The organism is Clostridium homopropionicum DSM 5847, assembly GCF_001263795.1.
GTDB lineage: Bacteria > Bacillota > Clostridia > Clostridiales > Clostridiaceae > Clostridium_H > Clostridium_H homopropionicum.
On record NZ_LHUR01000022.1, the window covers coordinates 59,905 to 74,200 of the forward strand.

Annotated in this window: 13 protein-coding genes and 1 riboswitch; of the genes, 3 read left to right on the forward strand and 10 right to left on the reverse strand. The window is 31.3% G+C overall.

The genetic code is table 11. From position 1 onward, the window contains the following. Nucleotides 1-40: 40 nt before the first annotated feature. From CLHOM_RS08325 to CLHOM_RS08335, 3 genes are all read left to right on the forward strand, one after another. Nucleotides 41-484, forward strand: a complete 444-nt coding sequence (locus tag CLHOM_RS08325; protein WP_052221239.1) for a DUF4342 domain-containing protein — start codon at nt 41-43, stop codon at nt 482-484. A 119-nt stretch (nt 485-603) separates the two neighbouring features. Then, the gene (locus CLHOM_RS08330) at nt 604-1,287 is read left to right on the forward strand and encodes a response regulator transcription factor (RefSeq protein ID WP_052221240.1); all 684 of its coding nucleotides are present in this window, start codon (nt 604-606) and stop codon (nt 1,285-1,287) included. Beyond that, nucleotides 1,280-2,470: a sensor histidine kinase gene (locus CLHOM_RS08335; RefSeq protein ID WP_052221241.1), complete on the forward strand. Its 1,191-nt coding sequence runs from the start codon at nt 1,280-1,282 to the stop codon at nt 2,468-2,470. Before CLHOM_RS08330 ends, CLHOM_RS08335 begins: the two co-directional genes overlap by 8 nt. Before the next feature lie 83 nt (nt 2,471-2,553). Here the strand turns inward: CLHOM_RS08335 and CLHOM_RS08340 are convergent, their stop codons facing one another. The 10 genes from CLHOM_RS08340 to CLHOM_RS08385 all read right to left on the reverse strand — a co-directional run bounded on the left by CLHOM_RS08340 (nt 2,554) and on the right by CLHOM_RS08385 (nt 14,251). Continuing rightward, entirely contained in the window at nt 2,554-3,831 is a 1,278-nt protein-coding gene (locus CLHOM_RS08340; RefSeq protein ID WP_052221242.1) for an O-acetylhomoserine aminocarboxypropyltransferase/cysteine synthase family protein, read from the reverse strand. 112 nt (nt 3,832-3,943) lie between these two features. Beyond that, nucleotides 3,944-4,053: riboswitch (SAM riboswitch) on the reverse strand. 56 nt (nt 4,054-4,109) lie between these two features. Further along, on the reverse strand, nt 4,110-5,132 hold the full coding sequence (gene asnA / locus CLHOM_RS08345; RefSeq protein WP_052221243.1) for an aspartate--ammonia ligase: 1,023 nt from the start codon (nt 5,130-5,132) through the stop codon (nt 4,110-4,112). Nucleotides 5,133-5,229: 97 nt separating this feature from the next. Further along, entirely contained in the window at nt 5,230-6,528 is a 1,299-nt protein-coding gene (locus tag CLHOM_RS08350; protein ID WP_052221244.1) for a DRTGG domain-containing protein, read from the reverse strand. 8 nt (nt 6,529-6,536) lie between these two features. Further along, nucleotides 6,537-7,490, reverse strand: a complete 954-nt coding sequence (gene whiA, locus CLHOM_RS08355) for a DNA-binding protein WhiA (RefSeq protein ID WP_052221245.1) — start codon at nt 7,488-7,490, stop codon at nt 6,537-6,539. Next, nucleotides 7,490-8,833 carry a gluconeogenesis factor YvcK family protein gene (locus tag CLHOM_RS08360; RefSeq protein ID WP_052221246.1) on the reverse strand — a complete coding sequence of 448 codons (1,344 nt, stop codon included), beginning with the start codon at nt 8,831-8,833 and terminating at the stop codon, nt 7,490-7,492. Before CLHOM_RS08360 ends, whiA begins: the two co-directional genes overlap by 1 nt. Then, the gene (gene rapZ, locus CLHOM_RS08365; RefSeq protein ID WP_052221247.1) at nt 8,830-9,714 is read right to left on the reverse strand and encodes an RNase adapter RapZ; all 885 of its coding nucleotides are present in this window, start codon (nt 9,712-9,714) and stop codon (nt 8,830-8,832) included. The genes CLHOM_RS08360 and rapZ overlap by 4 nt, the downstream gene beginning before the upstream one ends. A 172-nt stretch (nt 9,715-9,886) precedes the next feature. Beyond that, nucleotides 9,887-10,819 carry a UDP-N-acetylmuramate dehydrogenase gene (gene murB / locus CLHOM_RS08370; RefSeq protein WP_052221248.1) on the reverse strand — a complete coding sequence of 311 codons (933 nt, stop codon included), beginning with the start codon at nt 10,817-10,819 and terminating at the stop codon, nt 9,887-9,889. Nucleotides 10,820-10,872: 53 nt separating this feature from the next. Beyond that, the gene (locus CLHOM_RS08375) at nt 10,873-11,607 is read right to left on the reverse strand and encodes a phosphatase (RefSeq protein WP_052221249.1); all 735 of its coding nucleotides are present in this window, start codon (nt 11,605-11,607) and stop codon (nt 10,873-10,875) included. 14 nt (nt 11,608-11,621) lie between these two features. Next, a complete protein-coding gene (uvrC, locus tag CLHOM_RS08380) occupies nt 11,622-13,487 on the reverse strand; it encodes an excinuclease ABC subunit UvrC (RefSeq protein WP_052221250.1) in 1,866 nt (621 codons plus the stop codon). A gap of 161 nt (nt 13,488-13,648) precedes the next feature. Next, complete coding sequence (locus CLHOM_RS08385; RefSeq protein ID WP_052221251.1) at nt 13,649-14,251, reverse strand: metal-dependent hydrolase; 603 nt, start codon at nt 14,249-14,251, stop codon at nt 13,649-13,651. Nucleotides 14,252-14,296: the final 45 nt, after the last annotated feature.

The window sequence follows — 14,296 nt, forward strand, 5'->3', positions numbered from 1 at the left end:
AAAAACATAAAGTAAATTAAAAATAAATGGAGGAATTAAAATGTCAATAAATTTGGAAGATGTTGATTTAATCAGAAAAAGAACTGGTGTAAGCTATAATGATGCAAAGGAAGCATTAGAACAATGTAATAATGATTTGGTGGAAGCTCTTGCTTATATTGAAAAGAAAAATAATTTAAAGACACATAAAGTTTGCTGCGGTGAAAATTTAATATCTAAATCAAAGGACTTAATAAAAAAAGGAAATAAAACTCGCTTTATTCTTAAGAAAAAGGATGATGTAGTATTGAATTTACCTGTTACCATAGCAGGAATAGTTACTGTCGTTGCTTTCCCTCTAGCAGCTACTGGATTAGTGCTAGCTCTTGCCACTAATCACAAAGTAAAGATTGAAAAGCAAAATGGAGAAGAGGTTAAAACCACAGAGGTTTTCGATAAGATGTCTTCCGTGGTAAATAACGTTACTAATCAATTTTCTAAATAAATCAAATGTACATTTAAATAACCTACATAAAATAATGTAGGTTATTTAATTCACTTTTAAGTTAAAAGTAAGATATAATTATTATAAAATGTTTATACATATCACAGGGGGAAATAAAAGTGAATGGTAAAAAAATTCTTCTTATTGAAGATGAAGTGAATATATCTAGATTTGTGGAATTGGAGCTTAAATATGAAGGATATATTGTGGATAAAGCTTTCGATGGAAGATCCGGTTTAGAAAAGGCCTTAAAGGAAAACTTTGATTTAATTATTTTAGATGTTATGCTGCCTTCTCTTAATGGAATGGAGGTTTTAAGAAGACTTAGACAATCTTCTGAAACCCCTGTTATAATGCTGACTGCTAAAGATCAAATTACTGATAAAGTAATGGGACTTGATATAGGTGCTGATGATTATATGACAAAACCCTTTGCCATTGAAGAGCTTTTAGCTAGAATAAGAGTAGCTTTAAAGCGAAATATTAATAATTCAAAAAAGTTAAACATACTTCAAGTTGGTGATTTAAAATTAGATTTAGAAAAATACACAGTTTCCTATAAGGATGAAGGTATTGAGCTTACAAAACGTGAATTTGACCTGCTTAAATACCTTATTGAAAATAAAGATATAGTTTTAACAAGAGATAAGATACTGGATCAAGTCTGGGGTTATGACTATGTTGGAGATACTAATGTAGTAGATGTGTATATAAGATACCTAAGAACCAAAATAGATGAAAGATTTAATGAAAAATTCATTCATACCATACGAGGGGTGGGATACCTTTTAAAATATGAATAGTATAAAATTTATTTTCAAAATGCTATTAAAGCTTCTGCTGTTGTATCTACTTAGCATAAGATATTTACTTAAGGCAGCACTAAGCATAATAAAAAATATTTATAATAATCTAGGTAAAAGACTTCGATTTTCTATAGCTTTTAAAATGACAGTAATATATACATTCATATTTTCTATGATTCTTTTTTTATTCACCAATGGAATTTTATTTGGTTTTAGGCACTTTTTAATTTCTCAAGCTATTAGTGAAGAAAAAATAATTATTTATTTAAGAACCCTGTTTATTATTTTAGCCTTTGCTGATCTTATTTTTCTATTCGCATTAATTATTTTAAGCTCAAAAACTAGTACAAAAATGCTAGCTCCTGTTGAAGAGATGACTAGAACGGTAAAAAAAATTTCTGTTGATAATTTTGATACTAGATTAAATGTCAGTGGTTCAAAGGATGAGTTAAAAGATTTAGCTGAAACCTTTAATGATATGATAGACAGAATACAAAAATCCTATGAGTTACAAAATCAATTTGTCTCAGATGCTTCACATGAGCTTAGAACCCCTATAGCAGTAATCCAAGGGTACGCAAATCTATTAGATCGTTGGGGTAAAGATGACAAAAGTGTTTTAGATGAATCAATTACAGCAATCAAGAATGAATCTGAGAATATGAAAAACTTAGTAGAAAATCTTTTATTTCTTGCAAGAGGAGATAAAAATACTCAAAAAGTTGAAATAGAAGAGTTTTTACTTAATGAGTTAATAGATGAAATAATAAAGGAAACTAAACTAATAGATAATACCCATATTATAATATGTAAATATAATCTTGAAGTAGGAATAAATGCTGATAGAAAGCTTTTAAAAGAAGCAATTAGAATTTTTATTCATAACAGTGTTAAATTTACTCCTGCTGATGGAACTATAGAGCTCAAAACAGAGATTAAAAAGAAAAATATTCATATAGTAGTTGAAGATACTGGAGTTGGTATATCAAAAGAAGATCTTCCTCATATTTTTAACAGATTCTATACAGCAGATAAGTCAAGAACAAAAAATGCTGGTGGAAATGGATTAGGACTTTCAATTGCAAAATGGATTATAGAAAAACATAAAGGAATAATAGACGTTGAAAGTACCCTAGGAAAAGGCACTAAAATAACCGTGTCTCTTCCTTTAAAAGCATAAAAATCAGCCCTATATACGTTTTAGGATATAAGGCTGATTTTCTATAAACAAAATTCTCAGTTTTTAGAGAGGGTCCCTTAAATTTATATCTGACTTAAAGCATTTTCAAGATCATTTATTAAATCTAATTCCCCTTCTATGCCCACTGAAATTCTTATTAATTCAGGAGTTACTCCAGCTTTTAATTGACTCTCAGCATCCAATTGTTGATGTGTTGTAGAAGCAGGGTGAATTACTAAAGACTTAGCATCACCAATATTAGCTAGTTGAGAAAATAGTTTTAGAGAATCAATAAATTTCACTGCACTTTCATAGCCACCCTTTACTCCAAAAGTGAATACTGCCCCTGGTCCCTTTGGAAGATATTTTGTAGCTAGTTCATTATACTTATTGTCCTTAAGGTTTGGATAATTAACCCATTCAACCTTAGGATGATTTTTTAAAAACTCAGTGATTTTCTTTGTATTTTCTATATGTCTTTCAATTCTAAGAGATAGAGTTTCAAGACCTATTAAAAGTAAGAATGTGTTAAATGGAGATATACATGCTCCTAAATCTCTCAATAAAGCTGTTCTTGCTCTAATAATGTATGCTGCTTCCTTGAAAGTTTCATAGTAAGAAAGTCCATGATAGCTCTTATCTGGTTCAACTAGCTTTTTAAACTTGCCATTGTTCCAGTCAAACTTTCCTGAATCCACAATTACTCCTCCTATAGAAGTTCCGTGTCCTCCTATATATTTTGTTGCAGAGTGTACAACAATATCTGCTCCAAAATCAAAAGGTCTGCAAAGGTAAGGTGTAGCAATTGTGTTATCTACAATTAGTGGAATTCCATTTTCGTGAGCTATATCTGCAACTGCCTGTATATCAATAATATTTATTCCAGGATTTCCAATAGTCTCTATATATATTGCCTTTGTTTTTTCATTAATAGCTTTTCTGAAATTTTCAGGTTCATCTGGATCAACAAATACAGTCTTTATTCCAAAATTATTTAGAGTGCTATCAAAAAGAGTATAAGTACCTCCATAAAGAGTAGAAGCTGAAACTATTTCATCTCCGCTGCCTGCAATATTTAGTATTGCATAAGTTATTGCTGCCATTCCTGAAGAAGTAGCAACAGCTCCAACCCCTCCTTCAAGTAAAGCTATTCTTTTTTCAAAAATGTCTGTTGTAGGATTAGTTAATCTTGTATAAATATTCCCAAATTTCTTTAATCCAAATAAATCCGCAGCATCTTGAGTATCATCGAACACATAAGATGTAGTTTGATAAATAGGTACTGCTCTAGACTTTGTAGCACTATCTGGCTCTTGACCTCCATGTAATTGAATTGTTTCAAATGATAATTGGTTTGACATAATAAATTCCTCCCTCGTAAATTAAAAGTTTTGGGAACTTCTTCTCAATCTCCTGTTACAAAACTAAAAAAATCTTCCTGTAGATAAGCTACAGGAAGATTTTTCTTCTTGTTTCTTATCTTTCAGATATATATAATACCTGCTGGAATTAGCACCATCGAACATTTCTGTTCAGGTTGCCGGACGTCATAGGGCCAGTCCCTCAGTCACTCTTGATAAGAAGTTCCGTATTAAATTATATTTATAATATCAAACATAACCCACATTGTCAATAGGTTTTATAATAAATTTATTCCGTTATTTTCGCATTCTTTAATTATCTCTTCTGACCATATGGAAGATTGCACTTCTCCAATATGAGCTTTTCTTAGGAAAAACATGCATATTCTAGATTGTCCTATTCCTCCACCGATTGTAAATGGAAGTTTTTCTTCAATTAGCATTCTATGAAATTCTAAATTTGCCCTCTCCATGCACCCTTCTTTTTCTAACTGATATAAAAGAGCATCTTTATCTACTCTAATTCCCATAGAAGATAATTCTAAAGCACAATTTAAAACTGGATACCAGAATATAATGTCACCATTTAAACTCCAATCGTCATAGTCAGGAGCTCTTCCATCATGCTTTTCTCCAGAAGCTAAAGTATCTCCTATTTTCATTAGAAATACTGCACCCTTTTCTTTAGTGATAGCGTTCTCTCTTTCCTTTTGAGTTAATTCAGGATACATATCTTCAAGTTCCTGTGTAGTTATAAAAGTAATTTTTTTCGGAAGAATTTTATCTATTTCTGGATATTTAGAATTTACAAATTCCTCTGTTCCTTTAAAAACCTCATATATATCTTCTACAACTGACTTTATTGTTTCAATATTTCTATCTTCTTTTCTTATTACTTTTTCCCAATCCCATTGGTCAACATACATAGAATGTAAATTATCAAGAGTTTCATCTCTTCTAATGGCATTCATATCTGTGTATAGACCTTCACCGGGATTAAATCCGTATCTATACAAGGCCATTCTCTTCCATTTAGCTAAAGAGTGTACAACCTGAATTTCATCTCCTCTAACATCTAAAGCATCAAAGGCTACTGGTCTTTCTACCCCATTTAAATTATCATTTAGCCCAGTTGATCTCTTTACAAATAAAGGTGCAGAGACTCTTGTTAAATTTAATTTATAAGCTAGCTCCCTTTCAAAATAATCCTTAAGTTTTTTTATTGCTATTTCTGTCCTTCTTAAATCCAAACTAGAACAATATCCAGCAGGAATTAGAACCTTTTTTGTACTTTCCACAATTATGCCCCCTCATTCTTTTATTAAACAACCCAATTAATTCAATAAGAATTATAATACTACTATTTTTAAAAATCAATGAATTTAATTTTAAGAAAACTTACCTTAAAATTTTTGCTGAAAGCATAGTCTTTGCTATTAAATCTTTTTTCTTATACATATTTACTTCAACCTTACAGAAGCTTCTGCCAATATCTATAATCTCAGCATGAATCTCAATTATACTATCCATTTGTACTGGTTTCATAAAATAGGTAATTATACTATCTACAGAAATATTAATATTATTTCTATACCTTAGACCCAATATTCCTGCGGTTGACAATAACATATTCATGGAACTCCAAGAGGCAGTACCTAATTGATCAAGCATTTCAGGTATTATTTTCCCTGAAAACTTCATAATATTTTCATGAACTTCATATTGGAAATTCTTTAAAATTAAGTCCTCTACAGTCTCACCTACTTGAGGTTGCCTAGTTATATATTGAAGAGCTTTTATTACTTCTTCTCTTCCTACTATTCCTATAAGCTTCTTCCCATCTACTACTGGGCAAATTTCTATTCCCTCCCAGCCCATTACATGAGCTGCGTAGGCGACTGTAGTTTTTTTAGTTACTGTTATTGGTTCCTTACTCATTATTTTATTTATTGTTACGTTCTCTTTATTATCTTGAGGAATATCCTTAATGGTTACTATACCTACTACATTATCTTCCTCATCTAAAACTGGATACCTTTCATGTCCAGTCTTCTCTATTTTCTTTCTTAAATCCAAAACGTTATCTACAGCTCTTAAATATTCTGGATTTTGATTCATAATATCTTCCACTAATATTATATCTTTTTTTATTAAGCTTTCTGATATTGCTTTACTTATCATTGTAGCAACAGTAAAAGTATCGTAGGTTGAAGAAATTATAGGAAGCTTTTTAGCATCTGCAAGCTTTTTTATTTTATCACCACAGGATAGCCCACCGGTAATAAGTACAGCACATTGATTTTCTAAGGAAAGTTCCTGAATATCTTCCCTATTACCTACAATAGTTAAACATCCTGGTGACATGTATTTTTGAGCTTCTTTTTCCTGCATTGCTCCAATAATAAATTTATTAAGTCTTTTATGAATTCCAGCTTTTCCAGCAAGCAAAGTTCCTTCAACAATATTTACTACTTCAGCGTAGCTTAGTGATTCTATACTTTTCTTTGCTACCTTTTCAATTCTCACAGTTCCAACTCTAGGTATAGTAGATACTATGTTTAAAACTTCAGCGTCCTTTATCGCTCTATAAGCAGTACCCTCACTAACGCCTAAATCACTAGCTATACCCCTGACAGAAATTTTAGTTCCAACCTGTAGGGAAGATATATATTTAATTATATCTTGATGCTTTGACATTATTATACCTACTTTCCTTCTTTCCTAAGCTCTTCTGCTATTTTTTCAATTTTTCTTAATCTGTGATTAACTCCTGATTTACCAACAGGTGGATCTATCATTTCACCAAGCTCTTTTAAGGATTCATTTGGATAAATTAACCTGAGTTCTGCTACATCCCTTAGATTTTTAGGAAGACGCTTTAACCCTATTTCTTTTTCAATTAACTTAATACTTTCAATTTGCCTAACTGCTGCATTTACTGTTTTGCTTAAATTTGCTGTTTCGCAATTTACTAGTCTATTTACATTGTTTCTCATTTCCTTCATTATTCGAACATTTTCAAGTTCAAGGAGAGATTCATGAGCTCCTATTACATTTAATAAATCAACTATTTGTTCTCCTTCTTTCAAGTAAATTACATAGCTGCCCTTTCTTTGAATTACCTTAGAATTCAGCCCATAGCTGTTTATTACATGACACAGCTCCTCAGCATATTGTTCATGATGTGTCACAAATTCAAGATGATAAGTTTTTTCTGGATTACTTATACTTCCCCCCCCTAGAAAAACTCCTCTAATAAATACTCTTTTACATTCGTCATCTTTAATTATCTTTTCTGGAATGCTGTAGTCTAATGCTATCATTCCTTCTTCCTCAGTGAGCACGCCAACTTCCTTAAGTAATTCTCTAACACCCATTTCATTATCAATAATTACCGAGTAAATATTATTCTTTTTAAGAGAATTGCTTTTCTTAACAAATATTTTTGTATGAATATTAAAATGTTCTTTTAAAAGCCTAAAGGTAAGCCTAGCTATTGCAGGATTTTCTGTAGAAATTCTAAAATTCATCTTCATATCTCCACTAAATCCTAAGGTACCACTTACCTTCATTATTCCAGATAACATAGCAAGAGCTTGCTCTCGAGATAAATTTACTTGCCTGCATACTTCATTTTTCACCTTTGAAGAAAATGACATTACTCCCTACTCCTTACCTTCTTATTTTCCTTAAGTCTTCTAGATAAATAAAAATATTCTATTATTTTTTTTCTATCGAATAATAGTTTTTTATCCATAATAATTTCCATCAAGAATCTAGCCAATTTATCTGGATCATGTCTCACTAGTCCATTTTTTACAGTAACAAAATCTCCTTCTACTACCTTTACATCCAAATCAATAATATTTTTTTCATTTATTAAAACTGGCTTTGCGTTTTTTTCTAAATATCTATCTTTAATAGCTTTATTTATTTCTTGCGTATTGGTAGCTACATAATCAACTACTCCACTGCCAGCATGTTTAAAAATTGCCTTAATATGATCTGCAACTTCAAAATCCTCTGTTTCCCCCTCTTGGGTCATTATATTACATACGTAAATTTTTATGGCTTTACTCTCCTTAAGAGTTTTACTAATTTCCTTAACTAATAAGTTGGGAATAACGCTAGTATATAGGCTTCCTGGTCCTAGTATTACTGCATCAGCTTCTTTTATAGCTTCAACAGCTTCCTTTAAAGCAGCTGCCTCTTCAGGTTCAATAAAAATACTTTTTATTTTACTCTTTTGCTTTATTGCTTCTATAGGAATATTGGATTCTCCTTCAATAATATTTCCATTTTCCAGTTCTGCTTTTAGGATCATGTCATCAGTGGTAACAGGGAGTACTCTGCCTACAACTGCTAATACTGAACTCATCTTCTTCACTGCCTCTTCAAAATTTTCAGATACTCCATTCATGGCAGCTAAAAATAAATTCCCAAAGCTTTGATTTTTTAGATTTCCTTCTTTAAATCTGTATTGTAAAAGTTCCTCCATTAGTGGTTCTGTATCTGCTAAAGCTAATATGCAGTTTCTAATATCCCCTGGCGGAAGCATCCCCAGCTCCTCTCTTAAGGTTCCTGAACCACCGCCATCATCTCCAACCGTAACAATTGCTGTTATATTTGAAGTATAATATTTAATTCCTCGGAGCATAGTAGAAAGTCCCGTCCCTCCACCAATTGCTACTACTTTAGGTCCCTTTACAAGTAATCTTTTTTCATATATAAGATTTTCTAGCTTAGATGAATCAATAGACATATTTAAGTATCCTTTATTCATTAAAGCTATTGTTGATTTTAATCCTTGTGTTATGGAAATGTATAAGGTGAAAATTCCTGCAACAATTAAAAATAAATAAAAAAACATATAAAATTTATTTATATTATTTTTATTAAAAAATTCTACTGCTGCAAACACTATAAATAAAATTCCCATGGAACCCAATGCAACCCATCTCTTTAGCTTAATTCCTGGTTTCAGCCACTGGAGGATTTTCATAGCTTAACGCCGCCTTTTTTTATATCTTCACTTACATCTCTATGCTCTATATTTACTTTGTGACCATTTCCATTAAGTCTCTCATATATATCATTGGCAATAGTAACTGAACGGTGTCTTCCTCCAGTACATCCAATTGCAACAATAAGCTGCCTTTTCCCTTCCTTAACATAGTTAGGAATTAAAAATTCAAGCATATCTAATAGCTTATTTAAAAATTCCTTTGTCTCTTTAAAGCTCAACACATAGTCCTTTATTGCCTTGTCGTTACCTGAAAACTCTTTAAGCTCAGGTATATAAAAAGGATTTGGCAAAAATCTAACGTCAAATACTAAGTCTGCATCTACAGGAATTCCATACTTAAATCCAAAGGACAAGATATTTATAATGAGCTTATTTTCTAAATGACTATCCTCCCCGTAGATTTGGCTTATTTTCTCTCGAAGCTGCATTGGTGTTAGTTCAGAAGTATCAATAATGTTTGTCGCACTATATTTTACTTCATCTAGTATTTTTCTTTCCAATTCTATCCCCTGCAAGATTCTTCCTTCAGGAGCAAGTGGGTGCTTCCTTCTAGACTCTTTATATCTTTTAACTAATACATTATCGTTAGCATCTAAAAACAATATTTCATATTTATAATTATGATCACTTAAATATTTCAAATTTTCAAATAAAGCATCAAAAAACTCCCCGCCTCTTATATCTATAACTAAAGCTATTTTATCTATCTTACCATCAGTTTGGTAGCAAGCTTCAGCAAATTTCCCCATTAAGGTTGGTGGTAAATTATCTACGCAAAAATATCCTAAATCCTCTAAACTTCTAATTGCCTGACTTTTACCAGCTCCAGATAACCCTGTAACAATAACAAATCTCATAATTATCCCTCCTATCATTGGTACAGTCTTATTTTTTTATTATAACACGTTTTCTATATAAAATCTCTTGAAACTTAACTCTATATTTTCTTAATCTAATATATTAAATAAAAGGACTAATTTAGTTTTACCTAATATTAGTCCCTTTTACTCATATACAAAAACTATTTTATTAATTTGCTTTATTATAATCATCTTCTCCAACAATTCTTACTTCAGTGCTTAATTCTACTTGGTATTTTTCTTTTACGACCTGCTGAACAAAAGCAATTAAATCCAGTATTTCCTTTGCTGTAGCATTTTTTTTGTTAATAATAAAGCCTGAATGTTTTTCAGATACCTCTGCTCCTCCAATTTTTGTTCCCTTGAGTCCACTATCTTCAATTAATTTAGCAGCAAATAAACCTTCTGGTCTTTTAAAGGTGCTTCCTGCTGAAGGATATTCCAAAGGCTGTTTTTCCCTTCTTCTCCTCATTAGATCATCCATTCTATTTTTTATGGTATCATAGTCTCCCTTTTCAAGCTTAAAGGTTGCTTCTAAAACTACATACCCATATTTTAAAATGGCACTCATCCTGTAGCTTAGCTCTAAAGCTTCTTTATCTATTCTAACAATCTTACCCTTGTCATCTATGACTAATGCACTTTCTATTACTTGAGATATTTCACCATTATAAGCACCTGCATTCATTGTAATGGCTCCACCTACACTTCCAGGTATACCATGAGCAAACTCCATTCCCTTTAAGCTTCCTTCAAGAGCTGCTACTGCTGCTGCTGACAATAGTGCCCCACTTTGAGCAATTACTCTATCCTCTTCCACAGACACTTTATTTAACTTATTCATGTTTATTACTACGCCTCTAATTCCACCATCTTTAACAATGAGATTAGAACCATTGCCAAAAATAAAGTAAGGAACATTATTTTCTTTTGAAATTCTTATAATTTCTCTAACTTCTTCATAACTTCTTGGCGTAACAAAAATATCTGCAGGACCACCTACCTTAAAGGAAGTATGCTCCTTCATAGACACATTTACCTCTAAATTTTGTTCCCCTAAAACTTCTTTAAATTTGTTATTTAATTCAACATACTGAGCCATTTGCTTCTCCTTGATAATTATTAAATATGTACTTATAAAGACCTTAATATGCTCTAAATAGACTCTAAATCCTTTAATTTGCCCTTACCCTTTAAATATTCTATTATCTTATTTTCATTCGTATTCATTATTAATTCTTCTGGCATTCCTATATTCTCTACTATTGAGGCTGCTTTATCAAAATTGCCGATAGTAAAACATACATGTGAATCAGTTCCTAATATTACTTTAGTTCCATACTTCATGCACAAACCTGCTATTCTTATACAATTAGGTTCGCTTCCTTTTCTTGAAGTCTTAAAAGAACTATTGTTAATTTCAATCAATACATTCTTTTCTTTAGCTTTTCTTACTACTACTTCTTCATGTATTGGATATAGAGGATTACCTATATGTCCTAAAATATGCACATTGGAATTATCCATTACTTTTAATAAAGCCTGTGTATTTTCATCTATTGTTCCTGGTTCAATACATGGTTCATGAAGACTAGCTATCATTATATCAAGCTTTTCTGCAATCATATTAGGTATATCAATATTTCCATTATAATCTACTATGTTTGCTTCGCACCCATGAAGCATTGTAACACCATATATTTTTCTTGGCAATACTGAATAATTTCCAAAATGCCATACGTGAGGTGCATCAGGCATTTTAGGCCCATGTTCAGTAGTACCTAGAACCTTTATTCCTATCTCTGATGCATATTTTGCATTTTCTAATAAGGTTGTATATGCATGGCCGCTTACAATAGTGTGAGTATGAACATCAATAACATATTTCACATAAACCACCCTTTCTATTTCTCTTTATGAAAGAAGTCAATAATACTCTTTGCTGCCTTTTCATTTATAGATTCAGTTGCTATAAGTTCTTCATAAGATGCTTTTCTTATATTTTCTATGCTTCCAAACTTTTTTAGAAGCTCTTTTCTTCTCTTAATACCTACGTCAGGTATATCCTCTAATACTGAATGAAGAATTCTCTTATCCCTTAGACTTCTATGATAAGTTATAGCAAATCTGTGAACTTCATCCTGAATTCTAGTAATTAAGTTCATTATTCTACTATTAGTTTTTATTTCTATCTCTTTATTATTATACACTAAAGCCCTTGTTTTGTGTTTATCATCTTTCACCATTCCACAAACAGGTATGTTTATATTCAAGTTTTGTAGTACCTCTAACGCTACATTTACCTGTCCCTTTCCTCCGTCCATTAAGATTAAGTCAGGAAATACACTAAACTTTGCTCCTGTCAATAAAAGTTCTCTACTCTGTATTTCTTTTATCTCTTGTAATCCATGTTCAAATCTTCTAGTTAGAATTTCTCTCATGCTATCATAATCATTTGCACCCTTAACAGACTTAATTTTGAATCTCCTGTAATCACTATTTTTAGGTTTGCCTTTTTCAAAAACTATCATTGTACCTACAGAGTCTACCCCCTGTATATTTGAAATATCGTACGCTTCTATTCTATAAGGCTGTTCCTGAAGTTGTAATAAATTGGCTAATTCATTTAAAATATTTTCTTGCAGTTCTTTATCGGTTTTTATCTTAAGCTTGAACTGTTCAAGTGTATTCTTTGCATTACTTTCTACCAGCTCTAATAGCCTTTTCTTTTCACCCTTTTGTGGAACTTTAATAGAAACTCTTGCTCCCTTTTTTGAAGTAAGCCATTCCTCTAGAAGTTCAATGTCAGAGGCTTCAGCTACATATATGTTCTTTGGAATAAATGCAGTTCCCCCGTAAAAGTCTTTAATAAAGTTAGAAATTACTTCTGCTTTGTCTGTGAAAATGTTGTTGTCTAAAATAAAGTGCTCTCTCCCTATAACCTTACCACTTCGTACAAAGAATATTTGCGCGCACCAATCCTCTTCATCACTATACACATTTATAAAATCCTCATTTTCAAAGTTACTGGAAATTATCTTTTGCCTTTCTCTAATCTTATCAATAGCAATTAATTTATCTCTGAAAGTTGCAGCCTTCTCAAATTCTAAGTTTTCAGCTGCGTCATTCATTTTTTCCTTTAGCTCACTAATTATTTCACTTTCTTTCCCTGAAAGCAAATCAATTACCTGTTTAATGGTTTCTCCATATTTTTCTTTACTTATATATCCTGCACAAGGAGCAGCACATAAATTTATATGATAATTTAAACACGCCTTTAAAGGTTCCCCATTTTCCTTAATAGATAATCTGCAAGTTCTAATTGGGAAAACCTTCTTTATAAGCTCAATAGTTTCATAAACCGGTGATACCTCTGGATAAGGTCCAAAATACTTTGATCCATCCTTAGCCCTTATTCTAGTTACAAAAACTCTCGGGAAGTCTTCATTAATTGTAATCTTAATAAATGGGTAATGTTTATCATCCTTTAATAAAATATTATACCTAGGTCTATATTTTTTAATCAAATTACATTCTAAAATAAGAGCTTCCATTTCTGAATCTGTAATTATATATTCAAATTCTTCTATATTCTTAACCATGGCTTTAACCTTACTTCCATGATTTTTTGAATTCTGAAAATATTGTTTAACTCTATTCTTAAGAATTTTTGCTTTTCCCACATAAATAATCTCCCCAAGGGAGTTTTTCATCAAATAAACCCCTGGCTTTTCAGGGAGCATTTTTAGCTGATACTCTAAATCAAACATGCTACACTAGCACCTCTTTAATAGTATTTTAAAATATAAGAAAAATGCGATGCATTTTTCTTAAGTAACCAGTGACCAGTGGCTAGTTTCCAGTAGAGTTAATAAAAACTGGTTACTGGGAATTGGCTACTGGTTACTAAGAATTTTACGTCGTAAAATTCTTAAAAGATTCCCGGAAATCTATATATTATATAAATAATTCCTAATATAATAAGCAAATCTTCAAAAGCACTTCCCCATTTAGAGTTAGCATTATATGTCCATGGAAGTCTGTATTTCTTATTTATTAACGGATAAAATAGTGGAACTCCCCTTCTTGTTATCATATCACATAACAAATGTGTCCCATAGCCAATCATAAAATAATACTCAATACCAGGGATATTATATTTTTTATCTAAGTAACCGCAAACAAGAGTAAATAATCCAAGTCCAGCTAAACTGTGAGTTAATCCATTTCTATGTGAAGAAATAGCAATACATATTAGACATAAACCTAAAGCCTTCAGGGCCGGCTCGTTTGTATAAAAGTAATCAAAGTATAAAACAACAACAGCAATACATATATATACAGCAACTTTAGCAAATTTATTTTTAAATGGTAGTATGTATCTATTAATAATACTTTTGGGGTGATCTATATCAGGTAGCAATGAACCAATAATGACTACAATTAATCCGATATAACTAAAACCACCTGGAATTTTATCGTATATAGACATAAACGTTACTGTCCCGATACCAACGTGAGTTTTTCCTTTCATAATTTCTCCTTTAATAATAATAATATAAAAAAGCCAAGATTCAAG